The sequence below is a fragment of the Collinsella sp. HCP28S3_B9 genome (assembly GCF_052066095.1).
Lineage (GTDB): Bacteria > Actinomycetota > Coriobacteriia > Coriobacteriales > Coriobacteriaceae > Collinsella.
In genome coordinates this window covers 1-20,071 of record NZ_JBQHST010000030.1, presented here as the reverse complement: position 1 = coordinate 20,071, position 20,071 = coordinate 1, and the positions used below count along the sequence as shown (strand labels likewise).

13 protein-coding genes are annotated in these 20,071 nt (G+C 62.2%); 6 read left to right on the top strand and 7 right to left on the bottom strand.

Translation table 11 applies throughout. From position 1 onward, the window contains the following. Window positions 1-325: 325 nt before the first annotated feature. Entirely contained in the window at window positions 326-2,626 is a 2,301-nt protein-coding gene (locus tag ACTNBB_RS07650) for an LTA synthase family protein (protein ID WP_441057572.1), read from the bottom strand. Window positions 2,627-2,839: 213 nt separating this feature from the next. Between ACTNBB_RS07650 and ACTNBB_RS07645 the strand changes: the two genes are divergently transcribed. The 4 genes from ACTNBB_RS07645 (at window position 2,840) to ACTNBB_RS07630 (ending at window position 8,427) form a co-directional block, all read left to right on the top strand. Beyond that, window positions 2,840-3,709, top strand: coding sequence for a nitroreductase family protein (locus tag ACTNBB_RS07645; protein ID WP_441057575.1), 870 nt, complete (start codon window positions 2,840-2,842; stop codon window positions 3,707-3,709). 158 nt (window positions 3,710-3,867) lie between these two features. After that, a complete protein-coding gene (locus ACTNBB_RS07640; RefSeq protein WP_427719648.1) occupies window positions 3,868-5,895 on the top strand; it encodes a KUP/HAK/KT family potassium transporter in 2,028 nt (675 codons plus the stop codon). Between the two features lie 188 nt (window positions 5,896-6,083). Continuing rightward, window positions 6,084-7,709: a sensor histidine kinase gene (locus ACTNBB_RS07635; RefSeq protein ID WP_441057578.1), complete on the top strand. Its 1,626-nt coding sequence runs from the start codon at window positions 6,084-6,086 to the stop codon at window positions 7,707-7,709. Between the two features lie 4 nt (window positions 7,710-7,713). After that, window positions 7,714-8,427 (top strand): response regulator, encoded by a 714-nt coding sequence (locus tag ACTNBB_RS07630; protein WP_441057581.1) that lies wholly within the window; start codon window positions 7,714-7,716, stop codon window positions 8,425-8,427. 95 nt (window positions 8,428-8,522) lie between these two features. On the opposite strand, the gene rlmKL is transcribed toward ACTNBB_RS07630, so the two are convergent. After that, complete coding sequence (gene rlmKL, locus ACTNBB_RS07625; protein ID WP_441057584.1) at window positions 8,523-11,090, bottom strand: bifunctional 23S rRNA (guanine(2069)-N(7))-methyltransferase RlmK/23S rRNA (guanine(2445)-N(2))-methyltransferase RlmL; 2,568 nt, start codon at window positions 11,088-11,090, stop codon at window positions 8,523-8,525. A gap of 75 nt (window positions 11,091-11,165) precedes the next feature. Here rlmKL and ACTNBB_RS07620 point away from each other — a divergent pair, with 75 nt between their 5' ends. Together ACTNBB_RS07620 and ACTNBB_RS07615 are read left to right on the top strand one after the other, a co-directional pair. Then, the gene (locus ACTNBB_RS07620; RefSeq protein WP_441057587.1) at window positions 11,166-11,993 is read left to right on the top strand and encodes an HAD-IIB family hydrolase; all 828 of its coding nucleotides are present in this window, start codon (window positions 11,166-11,168) and stop codon (window positions 11,991-11,993) included. A gap of 193 nt (window positions 11,994-12,186) precedes the next feature. Continuing rightward, a complete protein-coding gene (locus ACTNBB_RS07615; RefSeq protein ID WP_441057590.1) occupies window positions 12,187-12,891 on the top strand; it encodes a transaldolase in 705 nt (234 codons plus the stop codon). Between the two features lie 224 nt (window positions 12,892-13,115). On the opposite strand, the gene ACTNBB_RS07610 is transcribed toward ACTNBB_RS07615, so the two are convergent. The 5 genes from ACTNBB_RS07610 to ACTNBB_RS07590 all read right to left on the bottom strand — a co-directional run. Next, window positions 13,116-15,263, bottom strand: coding sequence for a Tex family protein (locus ACTNBB_RS07610; RefSeq protein WP_441057593.1), 2,148 nt, complete (start codon window positions 15,261-15,263; stop codon window positions 13,116-13,118). Between the two features lie 344 nt (window positions 15,264-15,607). Then, window positions 15,608-17,527, bottom strand: a complete 1,920-nt coding sequence (locus tag ACTNBB_RS07605) for an ABC transporter ATP-binding protein (protein ID WP_441057596.1) — start codon at window positions 17,525-17,527, stop codon at window positions 15,608-15,610. Further along, entirely contained in the window at window positions 17,520-19,343 is a 1,824-nt protein-coding gene (locus ACTNBB_RS07600; RefSeq protein WP_441057599.1) for an ABC transporter ATP-binding protein, read from the bottom strand. Before ACTNBB_RS07600 ends, ACTNBB_RS07605 begins: the two co-directional genes overlap by 8 nt. After that, entirely contained in the window at window positions 19,336-19,839 is a 504-nt protein-coding gene (locus ACTNBB_RS07595) for a MarR family winged helix-turn-helix transcriptional regulator (RefSeq protein WP_441057602.1), read from the bottom strand. The genes ACTNBB_RS07600 and ACTNBB_RS07595 overlap by 8 nt, the downstream gene beginning before the upstream one ends. Window positions 19,840-19,860: 21 nt before the next feature. After that, window positions 19,861-20,071: hypothetical protein (locus ACTNBB_RS07590; RefSeq protein ID WP_441057605.1), on the bottom strand; the 211-nt coding region annotated here is incomplete at its 5' end.

Here is a 20,071-nt window from a genome sequence, read left to right as displayed (position 1 = left end):
GTGGGATGCGCTTTCCCAACAGGCCCTCAAGCGGAAACTGCATCCCACTCCGGACGTGAATTCTGGGACACAGTTTCCGCGATTCGCATGACAGGCCACGCTTCTACCATGAGGTGAGCGCAGTTTCTTTATCAGCCCACTCAACCCGCAACGGGTGAGGGGCGGCGGCAGGCGAAGGCACGGGAAAGGTCTGTCGCGAGTTCCGCACGCAAAGGGGGCCACTTAATGTGGCCCCCGTCTTGCGCAGGACTGTTTGAGCAGCAGACCTTTCCCGTACCTCCGCCTGCCGCCGATTCGGGCCCCCGACCCCGTTACTTGATCCCCGCTACTTGATCTTGGTCGTACCCGGTGCCAGGTTGGGGTCGGTCTCGTTGGCCTCGGTCTGGAGGTGCTCGGTGTACACGTTCTTACCGTCGCGGAACATCTCGTAGTACTGCATCTTGGCGTAATCCTCGCGCGCCTTGGTGGCCGCCGCGGCGACGGCGTCTTCGCCGGTGACATTGGAGGAGAGCGCCCAGCGCAGGCTAGCGTCCTCGTAGCCCACCGAGTTGATGGCGGGCAGCGACTTGCGCAGCGTCATGTGCGCTTTCTGGTAGTCGGTCAGTGGTGCGCCGATCAGCTGCATCAGCTGGGTGGACAGGTAGTTGATGGACAGATCGTCGACCTCGCTCGTCTGGTCGCAGCCGGCAACGTCGTAGTTGGCCCAGATGATGTAGTCGGTCTGCCACAGGCGCTCCTGATGCGTAGCGTCGTCCTCGCCGGTAAACCACTTATCGTTGAACTTGGACGGGAAGAACGGCTGGTGGTCGCCCCAGAACACCACGACCACCTTGCGGTCGAGATTGCGCAGGGCATTGAGGAAGTAGCGCAGCGCCTGGTCGGACTGCTCGATGCACGAGACGTACTCGTCGACATCGGAGAGTGTGCCGTCCTCGATGGTCTTGGCGTCCAGATCGGTCGTGTCGATGTTCAGGTGCATCTGCTTATCTGCCGGCAGCAGGCCCGTATCGTAGCCCGAGTGGTTCTGCATGGTCACGTCAAAGATGAACTGCGGGTCGGCGTTCTGGTTGAGCAGCTCAAGGATTTTGTCGTAGGTTGCCTGGTCGGTCACCATGCCGCGCAAGGTGTCGGCTCCCTGGAAGTCGTTGATAGACAGGAACTGGTCAAAGCCAAAGTCCTTATAGACGTTCTCACGGTTCCAGTTGGTTGCGTGGTTGGGGTGCATGGCCGTTGTGGAATATCCGAGCGACTTGAACTGCTCTGCCAGGTTTCCGGTCGTTTCCATGTTGTAGATGGTGTAGGGGTACACGCCCGAGCCCAGGTTGGCCATGGAGTTGCCGGTCATAAACTCAAACTCGGTATTGGCGGTGCCGCCGCCGTAGGCACTCACGTAGAGCTTGCCGCGGCTGAGGCAGTCGGACAGGTTCTTAAAGTACTGCGGGCCCTCGTAGCCGGCGTGCATCTCCTGATAGATCGAAAGATCCGAGAAGGTCTCGTTCATAATGGCGATGACCGTGGGCTTCTCGCTATCGAACTGCTCTTGGGCGGCGGTACGGGCGTCGCTTGTGGCGGCATCGGACTTGTCATAGGCCTTGGCATACTTTTTGAGCGTTGCCTTGGCGTCGTCGGCGGAGTAGTTGGCGGGTTTGGGCGGCTTGATGGACTGTGCCGCACTAATAAAGGCAGGCAGATAGCCCTCGCGCCAGTAGCTCTCGAGCGGGCGCCAGGTGTAGACGGTGATGCCGAGGGTGTTGTAGTAGTCGATAAGCGTGACATGCGCGGTCACGCCGCCCAGGCACAGCACCGCCACGAGCAGGTTGGTGAGCAGCATGCGCTTGGCGTTGGCGGCACCCTTCTGACGGTGCGGTGCTACCAGGCCGGCGTACTCGCATAGCAGCATGGCGATGGCGGTAAAGCCCATGGACAGCACGCAGAACAGCGAGATCGAGTAGGTGTAGCCGTTGCCGGCGACCGCGGCGGCGGTGGAGATGGCCGAAAGGTCGCCCGGCTGGATGGGCATGGATTTAAACGTGATGACGAAGAACTCGGCAATGCCCAGGATAAAGAGGGCGAAGGCCAGGGCGGCGGGAGCTGCGCCGCGGCGCTGGAACAGGAAGAACAGGCCGACCATGAGCGTGGTGATGATGGCCCACTCGAGCAGTATGCACAGGGGGTAGACCCAGGTAAAGTCGTGGTTGGACGAGACCTCCATGCCCAGCAGCGCAAAGACGCCGGCGAGCAGCAGGCACAGCACGGCGGCGACGAGCGGTTTGCCCACAAAGGCGCCGCGCAGACGGGCGAGCTTGCCGGTGGGGGCGGGGGCGTCGGGCGCGGCGAACGCAAAGACGCGCGGGGCGATGCGGTCGCGTGCGATGCTGGCCCAGGCGCATCCGGTGAGGATGGCGTTGGTCAGGATGAGCATCACAAAGGCGAGCGGCTCGTTTTGGGCGACGAGGCTCATGGCGCCCCAAATGGTCAAAAAGAGCTGGAACAGGCCGAAGGCGACGCTCCAGGCAAGAGCGCCCTTGGCAACGGTGCCCGACTGCGCGCGAATGGCTTTGGCCTCGCGCAAGACAAGGAAGACGGTCGCCGCAAGACCGACGAGCGAGATGGCGGCTGCGAACATGCTGAGACTCCTCACAAACTTAAAACTACGAAAGCGGGGGTTTACCCGATTGTTACCAAGATATGCGCTGCGATTGGTGGCTGCGCACAACAACCAGCCATATTAGCGCGCATGTGTGGCGGTGTGGCACAATGTAGTGGCGACCTGCGCGATAATGGACGGGAATTACACGGAAACGTAAAGGCTTCTTAAAGAAATGGCGAGGTTAAGGCGATGAACGAGCAGGTTTGTATGACGAGTGCGGGCGACGTGGGCGCTGGCATGGGCGCGGGCGGCTATCCGGTCGAGACCACGGGCAACGCGGTGCTGGACGTTTTGGAGCACCGTTCGTCCACGCGCGCCTTTGCGCGCGATGACAACGACCGTCCCGTAGCGGTGACCGACGAGCAGCGGGCGGCGATTCTGCATGCGGCGAGCCGCGCGCCGTCGGCAGGCGCCATGATGATGTATTCCATCGTGAGTATCCGCGAGCAGACAACGCTCGATCGCCTGGCCGACCTGTGCGACCACCAGCCCATGATCGCCAAGGCGCCCTGGGCACTTATATTTGTGGTCGACTATGCCAAGTGGATCGATCTGTTTGAGCACGTGGGTTGCTTTGAGCCCGAGTTTGTCGAGCGCACGGGCAAGGCGCCCCGCCGCGCGCCGGGTTTAGGCGACTTTGCCATCGCGGCGCAGGATGCCGTGATCGCTGCCCAAAACGCCGTGGTCGCCGCCGAGGCCCTGGGGCTGGGGAGCTGCTATATCGGCGATGTCGTCGAGAACGCCGAGGAAGTTGCTGCGCTGCTGGACTTGCCGCCCTATACCATGCCGCTGTCGATGCTCATCATCGGCACGCCCCGCAAGGAGCGCCCGGCGATTGCGCATCCCGTGGTGAACCTGGTGCACGAGGAGCGCTATCGCCGCGCCGATGCCGCGACCATGGATGCGCAGGTGGCCGAGATGGACGCGATGTTCCGTCCGCATGCCCGCGAGGTGGGGGAGCGCGTCGTGGATATCTACACCCGCAAGCACACGAGCCCCTTTATGGCCGAGATGAGCCGATCCATGGAGTGGTGGTTCAAAAACTGGCTCGGAAAATGACGAATGTGACAAAGGGACAGTCCCTTTGTCACATTCCATATCGCCGCGGTGGCCTAAAGGCCGTATAAATGTTTATCTAGCTGGGAAAACAGTGCATTAAAACATGGGACGATTATCTATAATCCCCTCGAACGTTAAAGTTGGGAGGAAACCGGCTTATGGAACAAAAGGCCAAGGAGGCAGCCTCGCACGCTGCGATTCCTGTGAGCATCTCGGCGATGCTCGTCACGCTGGGCGTGGTGTATGGCGATATCGGCACCAGCCCCATGTATGTAACCAAGGCGCTCGTTGCCGGCAACGGCGGCATCGGAAGCGTCACGGAGGAGTTCGTGCTCGGCGCACTCTCCCTTGTCGTGTGGACGGTCACGCTGCTGACGACCGTCAAGTACGTGCTCATCTCGCTGCGCGCCGACAACCATGGCGAGGGCGGTATCTTTGCTCTGTACAGCTTGGTTAAGCGCTGCGGCAAGTGGCTCATCATCCCCGCCATGCTGGGCGGCGCGGCACTGCTCGCCGATGGCATCCTCACGCCTGCCGTTACCGTGACTACGGCTATCGAAGGCCTGCGCACCATTCCGGCAGTCCATGCCGTGCTGGGCGACGATCAGGCCCGCGTCGTGGCCATCACGCTTGCTATCATCATTGCGCTCTTCTTGGTGCAGCGCATCGGCACGGCCAAGATCGGCCACGCCTTTGGCCCCATCATGACGCTGTGGTTCCTGTTCCTGGGCGGCACGGGTCTGTTCTTTGTCTTCCAGCACCCCGCCGTGCTACTGTGCCTCAACCCGGTGCGCGGCATCGCCTTTTTGTTGAGCCCCAACAACCATGCGGGCATCATGATTCTGGGCAGCTGCTTCCTCGCCACCACCGGCGCCGAGGCGCTCTACTCCGACATGGGCCACGTGGGCCGCGGCAACATCTACGCAACCTGGCCGTTCGTTAAGTGCTGCTTGCTGCTGTCCTACATGGGCCAGGGCGCGTGGCTTATCAACAACGCCGGCAACCCGGAGCTCATGGGTATCGCCGACCTCAACCCCTTCTACCAGATGCTTACCCCGGGCCTGCGTCCCTTTGCCGTCGGCCTTTCCACCGTCGCGGCCATCATTGCCTCGCAGGCGCTCATCACCGGCGCTTTCTCGCTGGTGTCCGAGGCCAGCCGCCTGGACCTCATGCCGCACATGCAGGTCTTCTATCCTGCCGAGACCAAGGGCCAGCTCTATATTCCCATGGTCAACAATGTCATGCTTGTGGGCTGCGTCATCGTGGTGCTGCTGTTCCAGAGCTCGGCGCACATGGAGGCCGCCTACGGCCTGGCGATCACCCTGACCATGATGTGCACGACGCTGCTGCTCTTCTTCTACTTGCATGTTGATCGCGGCCTTAAGGTCGTCCCGTATATCTTCGTTGTGTTCTTCCTTATGCTCGAGGGCTTCTTCTTTGTGAGTTCGCTCACCAAATTTTTCCACGGTGGCTATTTCACTATTCTTATGGCCATGCTCATCATGGGCGTTATGCTGTGCTGGTACAACGGCACGGCGGTCGAGCGGCGTCAGTTTACGCTGCTGCCGCTGCGCAGCTATCTGCCGCAGCTCAAGCGCCTGCGCGACGACGATCGCTATGAGCTTATGAGCGACAACATCGTGTACCTGACCAAGGACACCAATACCGACTACATCGACCGCGATATCGTCTACTCGATTCTGGACAAGCATCCCAAGCGCGCCCGCGCCTGGTGGTTCGTGAACGTCGAGACCATGGACGAACCGCATACCTTTGCCTATTCGGTCGAGACGTTTGGCACCGACTATGTTTTCCGCGTGCATCTGTACCTGGGCTACAAGGTTAACCAGCGCGTGAACGCCTACTTGCGCCAGGTTGTTCAGGATCTGGCCGCCACTGGCGAGCTGCCGCCGCAGATGCATGACTACTCGGTCTACAAGGATCCGGGCAACATCGGCACGTTTAAGTTCGTCATGATCCGCAAGCTCCTGGCGCCCGAGAGTGACGTGGAGCCGAGCGAGCGCACGGCCATCACGCTCAAGTACATCATCCGCCGCTTTGCCGGTACGCCGGCGCGCTGGTATGGCCTGGAGAACTCCAACGTGAGCTTTGAGTATGTGCCGCTGTTCACCAAGTTCAAGGCTGTGAACAAGATGCAGCGCCTGGCCCCCAACGAGCGCCCGTAGTCGCCGACAGGTTACATGGAGTTGGCCTTCGATGGACAGGAGTGTGCGCACTGCTCGCGCACGTGCTGTTTGTCTAACGACCGCAGACTGCAAAGGCTATACACTTGGAACCACCACAAGGGAAACCACCACAAAGGTGCTGTCCCCTCTGTGGTGGTTTTTGTTTTTAAGAGAGGGGCGGGGTGCCGATGGACGTCCGTGCGGACGGCGATATTGCCGATAGCTTTTGGTGGCGGCGCACAACGCTGACACGTCGCAGCCCTCTGTATGACGCCTGCGTATCGGCGGGGCTGCTGGTCGCGGCGACGATTGTGGGTGCGCTGCTCGACCATCCTGGTCTCGCGCCGAGCATCATGATCGTCTATGTGTTCGCCGTGCAGCTGTGCGCATTCTTTACCTGGAGCCGCCTGTATTGCTTGCTGAGCTCGGCTGCCGCCGTAGCGCTCTACAACTTCTTGTTTGTCGACCCGCGCTGCTCGCTATCGTTTATCGACCGCGTCTATCCCGGCATGTTCTTCATCATGTTTGTGGTCTCGCTTGTGTCGAGCTCGATTGCGTTGGCCCTGCGCCGCGCCTTGGCACAGGCTGCCGCCAGCGACCGTCGCACGCATATGGTGCTCGAGACCAACCGCATGCTGCAGCGGTGTTCCGATCAGCAGCAGATTGTGCATGCCATGGCAACGCAGCTGGCGCGTCTTTCGGGCTGTCCGGTCGTGTGGTACAGCGCCGACGCCGAAGATGATGACTTGCTGCCGCGTGCGACGTACACGGCCGTGGGTGACGCCGCGCCGGTGCACCAGCTGACGCCCCAGATGCCGCCGCGGCTCTCGGCGTCCGCCTATGTGGGAACGCCACTCGATGCCACCTATGGCGGCTCGGCGTTTTATGGCATCTACCTGACGGTTTGCACGGGCGACGGCTTCGTGCGCTCGGGCGACCCCGCCTCGGTGGTGGGCGTGCTGGCTATCGTTGCCGAGCCCGACATGCTGACGCACGAGGAACGGACACTTGCCGACGCCATCGTGAGCGAAGGCGAGCTGGCACTCGATCGCGCCCGCGCCATGGAGGCCCGCGAGGAGGCGGCGGTGCTCGCCAAAAACGAACAGCTGCGCGCCAATCTGCTGCGCTCCATCTCGCACGATCTGCGCACACCGCTTACCAGCATTTCGGGCAATGCCGACGTGCTACTCGACCAGGGTTCGACCGGCACGGCCGTGCTCGATAGCCAGACGCGCCGCAGCATGCTCCTTTCCATTCGTTCGGATGCGCAATGGCTCAACGCCACCGTCGAGAATTTGCTCGCCATCACAAAGCTCGAGGGCGGCGGCATGCATCTGTCGACCACGCTCGAGCTCATGGACGATATCGTCGAGGAGGCGCTGCGCCACGTGAATCCGGCTGTACGCGAGCACGATCTTAAGGTGGTGCCGTGCGACGAGCCGGCGCTCGTCAACGTCGATGCGCGCCTGATGGTGCAGCTGGTGGTGAACCTGGTGAACAACGCTATTGCCTATACGCCGTCGGGCTCGCATATCGTGATCTCGATTATGGCGAACGATGGACAGGTGGCATGTTCCGTCGCCGATGACGGTCCCGGTATTGCGCCCGAGGAGCAGGGCCGGATCTTTGAATCGTTCTACACTGTCAACCATGGCTTGGCTGATAGCCATCGTAGCGTGGGCTTGGGACTTTCGCTCTGCCGATCCATTATGTTGGCGCATGGCGGTAGCATAGAGGTTGCCGCGGCGGACCCGCACGGCTCGGTCTTTACGATTGGGCTTCCCGCCGCCGACGTTTCGTTTGATAAGGAGTAACGCTGTGTCGAACTCTGCCATGAAACCGCTCATCTTGGTCGTTGAGGACGACCCCGCCGTCCGCAACCTTATCGTTGCCGCGCTCGAGGCGCACGGCTTGCGCCATATGGCCGTGGAGACCGCCCATGCCGCCATCGCCGCCGCCTCATCGCAGGCACCGAGTATTGTGCTGCTCGATCTGGGCCTGCCCGATATGGACGGCGTCAAGGTGGTGGAGTCGGTGCGCGCATGGTCGGGCATGCCGATCATTGTGGTCTCGGCGCGCAGCGAGGATGCGGACAAGATTCGCGCACTCGATGCCGGTGCCGACGACTACCTGACCAAGCCGTTTTCGGTCGATGAGCTGCTCGCGCGCATTCGCACGACGCTCAGGCGCCTTTCGTATGCGCAAACGGGCGGCGTTGCCTCCGAGGGCTCGTTCGATACCGGTGAGCTGCATATCGATTTTGATGCCGGCATCGCCACGATGGATGGCGAGGAGCTGCATCTGACGCCGATCGAGTACAAGCTCTTGTGCCTGCTGGCGCACAACGCCGACAAGGTGCTGACGCACCAGTTTATCCTGCACGAGATTTGGGGCACGGCAACTAAGAGCGACCTGGCGAGCCTTCGTGTCTTTATGGGCACGTTGCGTAAGAAGATCGAGTCCGATCCGGCGCATCCGCGCTATATCCAGACGCACGTGGGTATCGGCTATCGCCTGGTCACCCAAGGCTAGATCGCCAACCACCATCCCAATATGAGTTGCGGTGAAATACGGTCTAAATTTGCCTAATTCCAGGCAAAACAGTCCGTATTCCACCGCAACTTGGTTTATCTGCCCTTGGGCTTGCTGGCGTAGAACTTCTTCTTTTTGGGCTTGCCGGCGCAGGCAGGCTTGCCGTCGCCGCGCGACTCTCGGTCTCCGGCCTGCGCGTGCGCGGGCGCCGTTGCGCGGGGCTTGCGGGCCTCGGGGTTGCGCAGCTCTTCGGTTCGCTCTGCAATCTCCTCGGCGCTAAAGCCGACTTCGGCCATGGCGTCCTCGATGGGCAGGCGGCGCACGATATAGCAATGGTGCACCTTCTGGTTGCGCGCAAAGTCCTCGGGGATGGTCTGCGCCGTAATGTCCTCTAGCACGACGCCCGCGCGCGCGAGCTTGCGCGTCTCGGGGCGGAAGCCGCGCAGGTTGCAGCTAAAGATGGCGTGGCCGCCCTGTGCGAGCAGGCGCGATACGCCGGCCAAAAGCTCAACATGGTCGCGCTGGACGTCCCAGGTGCGGCGGCCCATCTTTGATGAGTTCGAAAACGTGGGCGGATCGACAAAAATCAGGTCCCAGCGGTTGCGCGTCTGGCGCTGGACGCGAATCCAGGCAAGCACGTCGTCGCGCACAAAATGATGCTGCGGACCAACAAAGCCGTTCTGGCGCATATTGCGCTCGGCCCAGTCCAGGTAGGTGTTGGAGAGGTCGACCGTCACAGTTTCCTCGACGCCGCCGTCTGCCGCATAGCAGGTAGCGGTGCCGGTATAGGCGAACAGGTTGAGAAAGCGCCGCGCCTGCTTGGCGTGCTCGCGCACCAGGTTGCGGGTGACGCGGTGATCCAAGAAGATGCCGACGTCCAGGTAGTCGTCAAAGTTGACGGCAAAGGTAAGGCCGCCCTCCTCGATGAGCGGCAGACGACGGCGTGCGATATTGGCGCGCTCGCCCGAGCCGCCCTTGCCGGCGCCCTGCTTGCCGTACTGCGAGCCGCCGCGCGAACGCATGCGGGCCTTGGCGTGCACGTGCTCGGCGGGAACATCTAGGATGCGCGGAGCGATGGCCAGAATGTCGAGCATGCGGGCCTGGGCAAGCGCGGGATCGATGGTCTTGGGCGCGGCGTATTCGGCGATGACGAGCCAACGGCCCGGCGTCTGCGGGCAGCCCTCGTACAGGTCGATGGCGGCGGAGTAATCGGGCAGGTCGGCATCGTAGACGCGGTAGCAGCTCACGCCCTCGCGCTTTGCCCACTTGCGACGCAGGCGGGCGTTCTTGCGCAAGCGGTTGGCGAACTGCTCGGACTCGGGGATGAGCACGGGCAGCGGCTTGCCGTCGCCCAGGTCGAGTGTGGCGGCAGGTTCGGGCATGGGGGTGCTGGCGGCTTTGTCGTTGACTTCGTTGGTATCCGCAACCTCGGCCTCGGCATCTGCGCTGGTCGCAGCCTCAAACGCTGCGGCGGCGTGGTCGAGCGACGGCCAGACTTCGACAGTCGCCTCCTCGTTGTTGGGCATGACGGCGATCGAGCGCTCGGGCTCGGCGTGGAGCGAGCGGGCCAGCAATCCATCGCGGGTGAGCGCGGCGACCGGCGCCGCGGCAAGCTCGGGCGCGCGGCGCAGCTCGCCGACCAGCGTCATGGCGTCGTGCATGAGCGAAAGCGGGGTCTCGGTGGTGTCTGCGACCACGGCGGCACCGGCGACAGCGCCTGCATGGTCCAGCACGGTGGCTGGCTTGGCAGCGCAAAAGTCGACAAAACGCTTGTAGCCGGCGCACTTGACCATGCGCTCGGCAGTCTTGCGGGCAGCGGGGTCAATGTCCACGGCGACGATGCGCGCCTGGCGCTCGCGCGCCGCCGCCTCGCGCTCGCGTGCCTCGGCAAGCAGCTGCTCCCACAGGGCGGCGTCGTGCGGCTGCCAGCCCTCAAAGCCCCAGCGCTCGCGTGCAGCGCCCGGGGCGCGGTCGGTCAGAATGTTCACGGCTTCCAGCAGCAGGCCGCCGCCGGCGCACGAGGCGTCGATCAGCGTGGGCAGGGCTTCGTTCTCGTAATCATCGGCCGTCAGCTCGCGCTCGCACAGCGCGGTCCAACCGACCTGCGCCAGCACCAGGGCGGCGTAGTCGGGGCGCAGCACGTGCGCGCCCTCGCCGGCGCGGGTCGCTGCGGGCGGCAGGCGCTTGAACAGCGGGTCGCCCGAAAGGTCCAGGCTGATGCTCGCGCGGCGCTGACGCAGCGAAAGCAGCAGGTGAACATCGGGGTCGGCGGCATCGACATCGGCACGACGGCCCGTGGTCTCGGCCAGACGGTCGCACAATGCGTCCTTGGCGCGCAAGGCAGAGAAGCGTGTGTTGCGCAGCTGCTCGGTCACGCCGCGGGCGGTGATGGCGATGGTTGCGCCGGGGCGGATGATGTTCTCCCAGGCGATGTCGTAAACGCTATCGTACAGCTCGTCGGCATCCTGCGCCTCAAAGCGCCCGAGAACCACGAACACGCGGCTCGCCAGGCGCGACCACAGACAGGCGCGGTAGCCTTCTTCGAGCTCGCCCTCAAACGTAGCGCGGCCCTTCAGCCGGCGGACATGCGAAAGCCCGAGGCGTTTAAGCTCATCGGCGAGTGCGGACTCAAAGCCCTCGGGGCAGCTTGCGTAAAATTCCATGGGTGACCTCTCTGGTTGCGTCGCTCCATTATATGATGGATGCTTCGTTTACTCTCGCCCCCGAAAGGAACCTATATGATTGATGCGTGCTCCGATTCCGCCGTGCTCTTTTTTGACGTGGACGGCACGCTGACGTCGTTCGATCCCGACGATATGACCGATAAGGACTTTTCGGCGGTTCGCCCCTCGCAGACGGTGGTTGAGGCGTTCCGTGCACTGCGCGATGCAGGGCACAAGGCATTTATCTGCACGGGTCGCCCCCTGTGGCTTATCGCTGATAGCCTGCGTGCGCTCGACCCCGCGGGCGTCGTGGCCATGGCAGGCGCCACGCTCGAGGTCGAGGGACGCGTGGTACACGAGGACTGCTTTGACGAGGACGTTGTCGAGGAGCTTGCACGCCGTATGGCCGCGGCAGGGATTGAGGCCTTTTTCGAGACCAACGTTGCTACTTTTGCCCTGGAGCCTGTGGGCGTTGAGCAGTCGTCTCTGATCGGCACTTCTGTGGTGCACAGCACCGAGGAAATGCGCGTCGACGGCAGTCTGCGCGTGGGCAAGGTATGCCTCAGTGTGCCCAGTTTGGCTCGCGTAGCCAATGATGACGGCTTTATCGATTGCGAGTTTGAGCTGTGCAACACCGGTGGCCAGAATCGCGAGCTGAGCCCCAAGAGTATTGACAAGGGCGTGGGCGTGGCGCGAGCGCTGGCGTATCTGGGCCGCGAAGGAAATGCGCGCACCTTTGGCTTTGGCGATTCGGGCAACGACCTGGGCATGCTCGCTGCGGTCGAGACGGCTGTCGCCATGGGCAACGCCATGCCCGAGGTCAAGGCGGTCGCCGACTACGTGACCGACGATGTCGCACACGACGGCACCGTCACAGCGATGCGGCATTTTGGCCTCATCTAATGGATCCCGCGTTCTGACGTTTGCACAAACTGCGACTCTTTGCTTTTGCATGCTCAATCGATTTATCAATCCAAACACTAAGGTGTTTATACCGTTCGCCGAGAAGATAAAAAACCGCAGTTCACGCCTTGATAAACGTAGGTAAAGTGTTTAGCAGTTTATCGGCCGTATGCAAACGAAAGGAATCAGGCAGATGGCAATCAAGGTGTTCGCTGACGGTGCAAACCTCGAGGGCATGCTCGACATGTACGAGAACGGCAACGTTCAGGGTTTCACGACCAACCCGTCCCTTATGAAGAAGGGTGGCGTGACGGATTACCGCGCGTTTGCCAAGGAGGTTCTGGCCCACATCACCGATGTGTCCGTCTCGTTTGAGGTCTTTGCCGACGACGTCGAGACCATGGAGGTCGAGGCCCGCGAGATTGCTACCTGGGCCGAGAACGTCTACGTCAAGATTCCATGCGTGACCACCAAGGGCGAGTCCACCTCCGAGCTGGTCCGCAAGCTTTCGGCCGACGGCATCAAGGTCAACGTCACTACTATCTTTACGCCTAAGCAGGTCGATGAGATGATCGATGCCGTTGACGCCGAGACGCCGTCCATCATTTCGCTTTTTGCCGGCCGTATCGCCGACACCGGCGTCGATCCCATTCCGTTTATGACGGAGTCGGTCAAGAAGGCCGCCGCCAAGCCCAACTGCGAGGTCCTGTGGGCGTCCACGCGCGAGCTCATCAACATTTACCAGGCCGAGGCCTGCGGTTGCCAGATTATCACGGTGCCCAACAGCATCCTGGCCAAGCGCAAGAACATCGGCCGTGACCCGTACGAGGTCTCGCTCGATACCGTGCGCGGTTTTGCCAAGGATATCGCCGCTTTGGGTTTCCATATTCTGCCCTAAGCAAGGGTACCCCCTGCAGCGACGTGCAAAATCGCGAGTTTTCAGCATGGTAAAGACTTTTACCATCTGGTTGAAGCGCGGAACGGCCCCCGTTTTGGCCCTAAAACGCCAAAACGGGGGCCGTTTTTGCTTTTATGGCCCTCTGAAGCGCCGCGGGGCTATCGGGAGATGCTGAATACTCGCAATTTTGCACGCCGCGAAGAGGGGGACGTCCGCTTTGGCGGCTATTTGCCCTGAACCATGGTGAGCGAGATCTTCTTGCGGTCGCGATCGACCTTTTCGACCCACACCTTGACCGTGTCGCCGACGCGCACCACGTCGCTGGGGTGCTTGACAAAGCGGTTAGCCAGCTTGGAGATATGCACGAGGCCGTCCTGGTGCACACCCACGTCGACGAAGGCGCCAAAGTCCACAACGTTGCGCACCGTGCCCTTGAGCTCCATGCCGGGTTCCAGGTCGTCGATGGAAAGTGCTGAGCGGCTAAAGACCACCTCGGGCGCGTCGTCGCGCGGGTCTCGGCCGGGCTTCTTGAGCTCGTTGACGATGTCGATGAGCGTGAGGGTGCCGCAGTCCAGGTCGCTTGCCAGCGCCGAAATGCTGCCGATGCGTCTCTCGATATCGGGCACGCCGCCTCGGCTGAGCTCGCTTGCCGCCACACCCGCACGCTCCAGGACGGCCGTGGCCACCTCGTAGCTTTCGGGGTGGACGCTCGTCGCATCGAGTGGGTTCTTACCGCCGCTGATGCGCAGGAAGCCCGCGGCGTTGAGATATGCCTTGGGCCCCAGCTTGGGGACCTTCTTGAGCTGGCGGCGATCGGTAAAGGCGCCGTTCTCTTCGCGGTAGGCCACGATGTTTTTGGCTACGCTCGGCGTGATGCCCGATACGTATCCCAGCAGGCTCGCACTTGCGGTGTTTACGTCGACGCCCACGCGGTTGACGACGTCCTCCACCACATGTCCCAGGGTGCGCGAAAGCTCGGCCTGGTCAAGGTCGTGCTGGTACTGGCCAACGCCGATGGACTGGGGCGGAATCTTGACGAGCTCTGCCAGCGGGTCTTGCAGTCGGCGGCCCAGGCTCATGACGCCACGCACGGTGACGTCCAGGTCGGGATATTCCTGGCTGGCGAGCTCGGAGGCGGAGTACACCGATGCGCCGGCCTCGTTGACGATGGTGTATCGCAGTCCAGGCGCCTGCTCGGCGATGAACTCCGAGACGACTTCCTCGGTCTCGCGGCTGGCGGTGCCGTTGCCGATGACAATGGTGTTGACGCCGTCCTTCTTGACGAGGCGGGCGAGCTCACGCTTGGTGCCGGCGACGTCGTGGCGCGGCTTGGTGGGGTAGACCACGCCGTGGTCGAGTAGCTTGCCGGTCTCGTCCATGACGGCGACCTTGCAGCCGGTACGGTAGCCCGGATCGAGTGCAAGCACACGGGCGCCGCGTACGGGGCGTGCCGAGAGCAGGCCCTCGAGATTCTTGGCAAAGACGTTGATGGCCTCGGTCTGCGCGCGGACGGTGAGCTTGGCGCGGGCCTCGCGCTCCAGCGAGGGGGCCATGAGGCGCTTGTAACCGTCGGCGATGGCGGCATCAAAGACGGGCGCAAACACGCCCTGGCGTCGGGGCCAACGGCTGCCGAGGCGCGCCGTGGCGGCAGTGCCGTCGACGTTCACGCGCACGCGGAGCTTGCCCTCGCGCTCACCGCGGTCGATAGCCAGCACGCGGTGGTTGGGAATACGGCGCAGCGGCTCGTCAAAGTTGTAGTAGGGCTCGTAGGGGGTCTTCTCGGTGGGGTCGGTGGCCTCGACGACGATGTCGGCGGTGTTTTGCGTAAAGGCGCGCAGGTCGGCGACGTTCTCGGGATCCTCGGCCACCGTCTCGGCCACGATGTCCGCCGCGCCGGCAAGTGCCTTTTCGGGCGTGTCGAAGCCGGCCTCCTCGTTGACGTATGCCGCGGCGGCGTCGAGTGCGCTGCCCTTGGCCGAGGCCTGCATGATGATCATGTTGGCGAGCGGTTCAAGGCCTGCCTCGCGGGCCTTCTGCGCGCGAGTCATGCGCTTTTTGCGGTAGGGCTTGTAGAGGTCCTCGACACGCTGGAGCTGCGTGGCCTCACGAATCTGCTGCTCGAGTTCGGGCGTGAGTTTGCCCTGGGCGTCGATGAGCAGGATGACGTCCTCTTTACGCTGCTCAAGATTGCGCAGGTAGGACAGGCGCTCGTCGAGTGCGCGCAGGGCGACGTCGTCCATGCCGCCCGTGGCTTCCTTGCGGTAGCGTGAAATAAAGGGGATGGTGTTGCCCTCGTCGATGAGCTTGACGGCTGCCTCGATGTTGGCGGCCTTAAGGTTGAGCTCGTGGGCAAGCTGGGCGATAAGATCCATGGGACTCCTTGCGTTTAAGCTGCGTTTGCAGCACAGGGCTACCAAGGATACCACCCGACGTTCTGCCAAAGCAGTCTTTTTGGGACGGGGCTTTTTTAGCTACGGGACTGCGGACGGGAGACGGTGGAGTCCCTCCTTACAAAACGAGGCCCTGGCCAAACGGCCAGGGCCTCACCACTTCTTTTCAGGCTGCGATAAAAGATCGTGTGCGCAGGAGCTCCCCGAGGGAGACGGGGGTGTTTGCTCCGCGCGCAGTTTCGCAGCGAAGCGAGAATGTTTGAGCACGGAGTAAACACCCCGTCTCCCTCGGGGAGCTCCGTTGGGGGCGTAGGGGATGTTTTGAGCTACTCCAGCTCAAACGCTCCGGTATAGAGCTGGTAGTAATATCCGCGCTTGGCGATCAGCTCGTCGTGGTTGCCACGCTCGATGATGCGGCCGTGATCCAGGCAGATGATTGCGTCGGCGTTGCGCACGGTGGACAGGCGGTGCGCGATGACAAACGTCGTGCGGCCCTCCATGAGCTTATCCATGCCTGCTTGCACGATGGCCTCGGTGCGGGTGTCGATGCTCGACGTGGCCTCGTCCAGAATCATTGCCGGCGGATCGGCGACGGCGGCGCGTGCGATCGAAATCAGCTGGCGCTGGCCCTGCGACAGCTGGGCGCCGTTGCCGGTGAGCATGGTGTCGTAGCCGTCGGGCAGGCGGGTGATAAAGTCGTCGGCGCCCGCGAGCTTGGCCGCCGCGATGCACTCCTCGTCGGTGGCGTCCAGGTTGCCATAGCGGATGTTGTCCATCACAGTGCCGGTGAACAGGTTCACGTCCTGCAGCACCACGCCCAGCGAGCGGCGCAGATCGGCCTTGCGGATCTTGTTGACGTTGATGCCGTCGTAGCGGATCTTGCCGTCGGCGATGTCATAGAAGCGGTTGATGAGGTTGGTGATGGTCGTCTTGCCGGCACCGGTGGCGCCGACAAACGCGACCTTCTGGCCCGGCTTGGCAAACACGGACACGCCGTGCAGAACCTCGTGGTCGGGCGTGTAGCCAAAGTCGACGTTGTCCATGACCAGGTCGCCGCGCAGCGGTACGTACTCGATCTCGCCGGTTGCACGGTGCGGGTGTTTCCATGCCCACATGCCGGTGTGGTGGTCGGCCTCCTCGAGCTGCCAGGTATCGGGGTTGACCTGCGCGTTGACGAGCGTCACGTAGCCTTCGTCGGCCTCGGGCTTCTCGTCGATGAGCTCAAAGATGCGCTCGGCGCCGGCAAGGCCCATGACCACGGCGTTGATCTGCTGCGAGATCTGGCCGATCTGGCCGCAGAACTGCTTGGTCATGTTGAGGAACGGCACCACGACGGCGATGGAGAGCGCCATGCCCGAGAGGCTCAGGTTGGGCACGCCCAGCTCCAGGAAGATGCCGCCGGTCAGCGCGACCAGCACGTAGAGCAAGTCGCCCAGGTTCCCGAGGATCGGCATGAGGATGTTGGCGTACATGTTGGCCTTCTGCGAGACCTCGAAGAGCTTCTCGTTGCGCTCGTCAAAATCGGCCTCGGCAGCGGACTCGTGACAGAACGCCTTGACGACTTTCTGGCCGTTCATGACTTCCTCGATATGGCCCTCGACCACGCCGAGCTCGGTCTGCTGCGCGATAAAGAAGCGCGCGGAGTTGGAGCCGAGCAGCTTGGTCATAAAGGTCATAAAGGCGACGCCGGCAATAATCACCAGACACATCCACACGCTGTAATACAGCATGATGAAGAACACGGTGACGATGACGATGATCGTCATGAGCAGGTTGGGCAGCGACTGGCTGATCATCTGACGCAGCGTGTCGATGTCGTTGGTGTAGTGGCTCATGATGTCGCCGCGCTGGTGCGTGTCGAAGTAGCGAATCGGCAGGTCCTGCATGCGGTTGAACATCTTTTCGCGCAGCTTCTCGAGCGAGCCCTGCGTGATGACGGCCATGGCGCGGTTCCAGAAGAGCGAGGAGGCGACGCCCACGGCGTAGATGCAGCCGAGGGTGGTCACGAGCTTCAGAATCTTGGGCTGCGCGGCCGTCCAGTCGCCCGACTGCCACGATTCGCTAATGACCTGCAGCGCGCTCTGGAGAAACGTCGCGCCGATGGAGTTGATGATGGCGCAGAGCACAACGCCGGCGACGACGAGGGGCAAAAGCACCGGGTAGAAGCCAAAGAGCATCTTGATCAGGCGCGTCATGGTGCCGCCCTTGCGGTTGCGCGCGCGCTCGGCGGTAGCGGCCTTACTCATGTGCCTCGCCTCCTTCCTGAGTCTGAGCTTGCGGTGCGGATGCCTCGGTGTCGGCTGCGGCGGTCTCGACCGCGTCCTCGCCTTCGGCACTCATCTTATTTTGCGAGGTAAAGGTCTCGCGGTAGATCTCGCTCGTCTTGAGCAGCTCATCGTGGTTGCCGATGTCCTTGATGCGGCCGCCCTCCATGACGATGATGCGGTCGGCGTCCTGAACGGAGCTGATGCGCTGGGCGATGATGAGCTTGGTCGTGTTGGGCAGGTAGCTCGCCAGGCCCTCGCGGATCTTGGCGTCGGTCTTGGTGTCGACGGCGCTCGTGGAGTCGTCCAGGATCAAGATCTTGGGGCGACGCAGCAGGGCACGCGCGATGCACAGGCGCTGCTTCTGGCCGCCGGAAACGTTGGAGCCGCCCTGCTCGATCCAGGTGTCGTAGCCCTTGGGGAAGCCGTCGACAAACTCGTCGGCGCAGGCCAGATGTGCGGCCTCGCGGACTTCCTCGTCGGTGGCGTTCGGGTCGCCCCAGCGCAGGTTCTCGGCGATGGTGCCGCTAAACAGCACGTTTTTCTGCAGGACCATGGCTACCTGGTGGCGCAGCGCGTCCAGGTCGTAGTCGCGCACGTCCACGCCGCCGACGCGCACGGTGCCCTCCGTGACATCGTACAGACGGGCGATCAGGTTCACGAGCGTCGACTTGGCCGAGCCGGTGCCACCGATAATGCCGATGGTCTCGCCGCTCTTAATATGCAGGTCGATATCGTCGAGCGCCTGGCGGCGGGCATGCTCGGAATACTTAAAGCTCACGTGATCGAAGTCGATGGAGCCGTCGGCAACCTCGTGCACGGGCTCGGTCGGGTTAGCGATCGTGGGCTCGGCGGCCAGCACCTCGGTAATTCGGTGCGCCGACTCATCTGCCATGGTCACCATGACAAAGATCATCGACAGCTGCATTAGGCTCATCAGAATCTGGAAGCCGTAGGTAAAGATGGAGGAGAGCTGGCCCACATCGAACAGGGTGCCCTGGCTCGTGATGATGAGCTTGGAGCCCAGGTAGATGATGACGACGAACGCGCCGTTGACGCAGATGTTCATCATGGGGTTGTTGAAGGCGAGCAACTTCTCGGCGCGGGTGAAGTCCATCTGGACGTCGCGCGCGGCGGTGGCGAACTTCTCCTTCTCAAAGTCTTCGCGCACGTAGCTCTTGACCACGCGCATGCCGGTGACGTTTTCCTCGACCGATTCGTTGAGCGCGTCGTACTTGCGGAACACGCGGGTAAAGATCGGGCGCACCTTATAGATGATAAAGAACAGGCCAAAGCCCAGCAGCGGAATGATGACCAGGTAGACCATGGCGACGCTGCCGCCCATGGCGTATGCCATGGTAAAGGCAAAGACCAGCACCAGCGGCGAGCGCACGGCGATGCGGATGAGCATCATAAAGGCCTGCTGCACGTTGTTGATATCGGTGGTCAGGCGCGTGACGAGCGAGGAGGTCGAGAACTCGTCGATGTTGGCGAAGCTGAACGTCTGGATCTTGTAGAACAGGTCGCGACGCAGGTTCTTGGCAAAGCCGCAGCTGGCATGGCTGCAGGTGATGCCCGCGGCGGCGCCAAAGGCGAGTGACGTCAGTGCGATGAGTACGAGAAGGCCGGCGGTGGGCAGCATCTCGGTAACGGCGGTGCCGTCCTTGATGGCGTCGATCATGTCGGCGGTGATAAACGGGATCATCATCTGGCAGATTACCTCGCCAAGCACCAGCAGCGGCGTAGCGATCGTGACCTTCATGTAATCGCGGATGCTGCCCATGAGGGTTTTAATCATCCAGTTCCTCCCAGGTTTTGCGGATTTTATCGAGCATTTCGGCGAGCTGCTCGCGCTCGTCGTGGGTGAGCGCGCTAAAGGCCCGTTCTCTAAAGCGGATGCGGGCCGCCTGGTCGATGCGGGCGTTTTCCCGGCCGGTTTCGGTCAGGCGAATGGTGAGTTGCCGTCGATCCTTGGGGTTACGGCTGCGCTCAATGAGGCCGTTGAGCTCGAGCTTGGACAGGATCTCGGAAAGCGACCCCGGCTTGAGGCCGAAGTGCATGCCGAGTTCCTGCTGCGACATCTCGCCGCCGGGCTGCTTGGCCAGTAGGCAGATGATGGGCGCCTTGCCGGACACGCCTCCGCCATGAAAATGCATGTAATGGCCGCAAAAGCCTAGGCCGCTCAGGATGCGCTTGGCGAGCTTGTCTTCGGCGCTGACCGCTTCGGGTATGTCTACCGGTTGCGACGGGTCACCGCCGGGTTCATGCGGAAGGACGAGTGGTTCAACACACATATCTAAGCTTCGCTCCTTTCTTTAGTTAGGTAGTGGAATTGTTTTGTGCCTAACCAATTTAGGAGCGTGAGAAATCAATGTCAAGGTACCAAACTTATAGTTACGGCGTTTTGCCAAACGCCGTAACGGCTCGACGCTGCAAACCCGCCAGAGCGGCAATCTGCCTTTCAACTTCGGCGGCATGACCAGAAGGTCAATGCCGCCTCGTTTCAAGGCACCTTGCCCGCTCTGG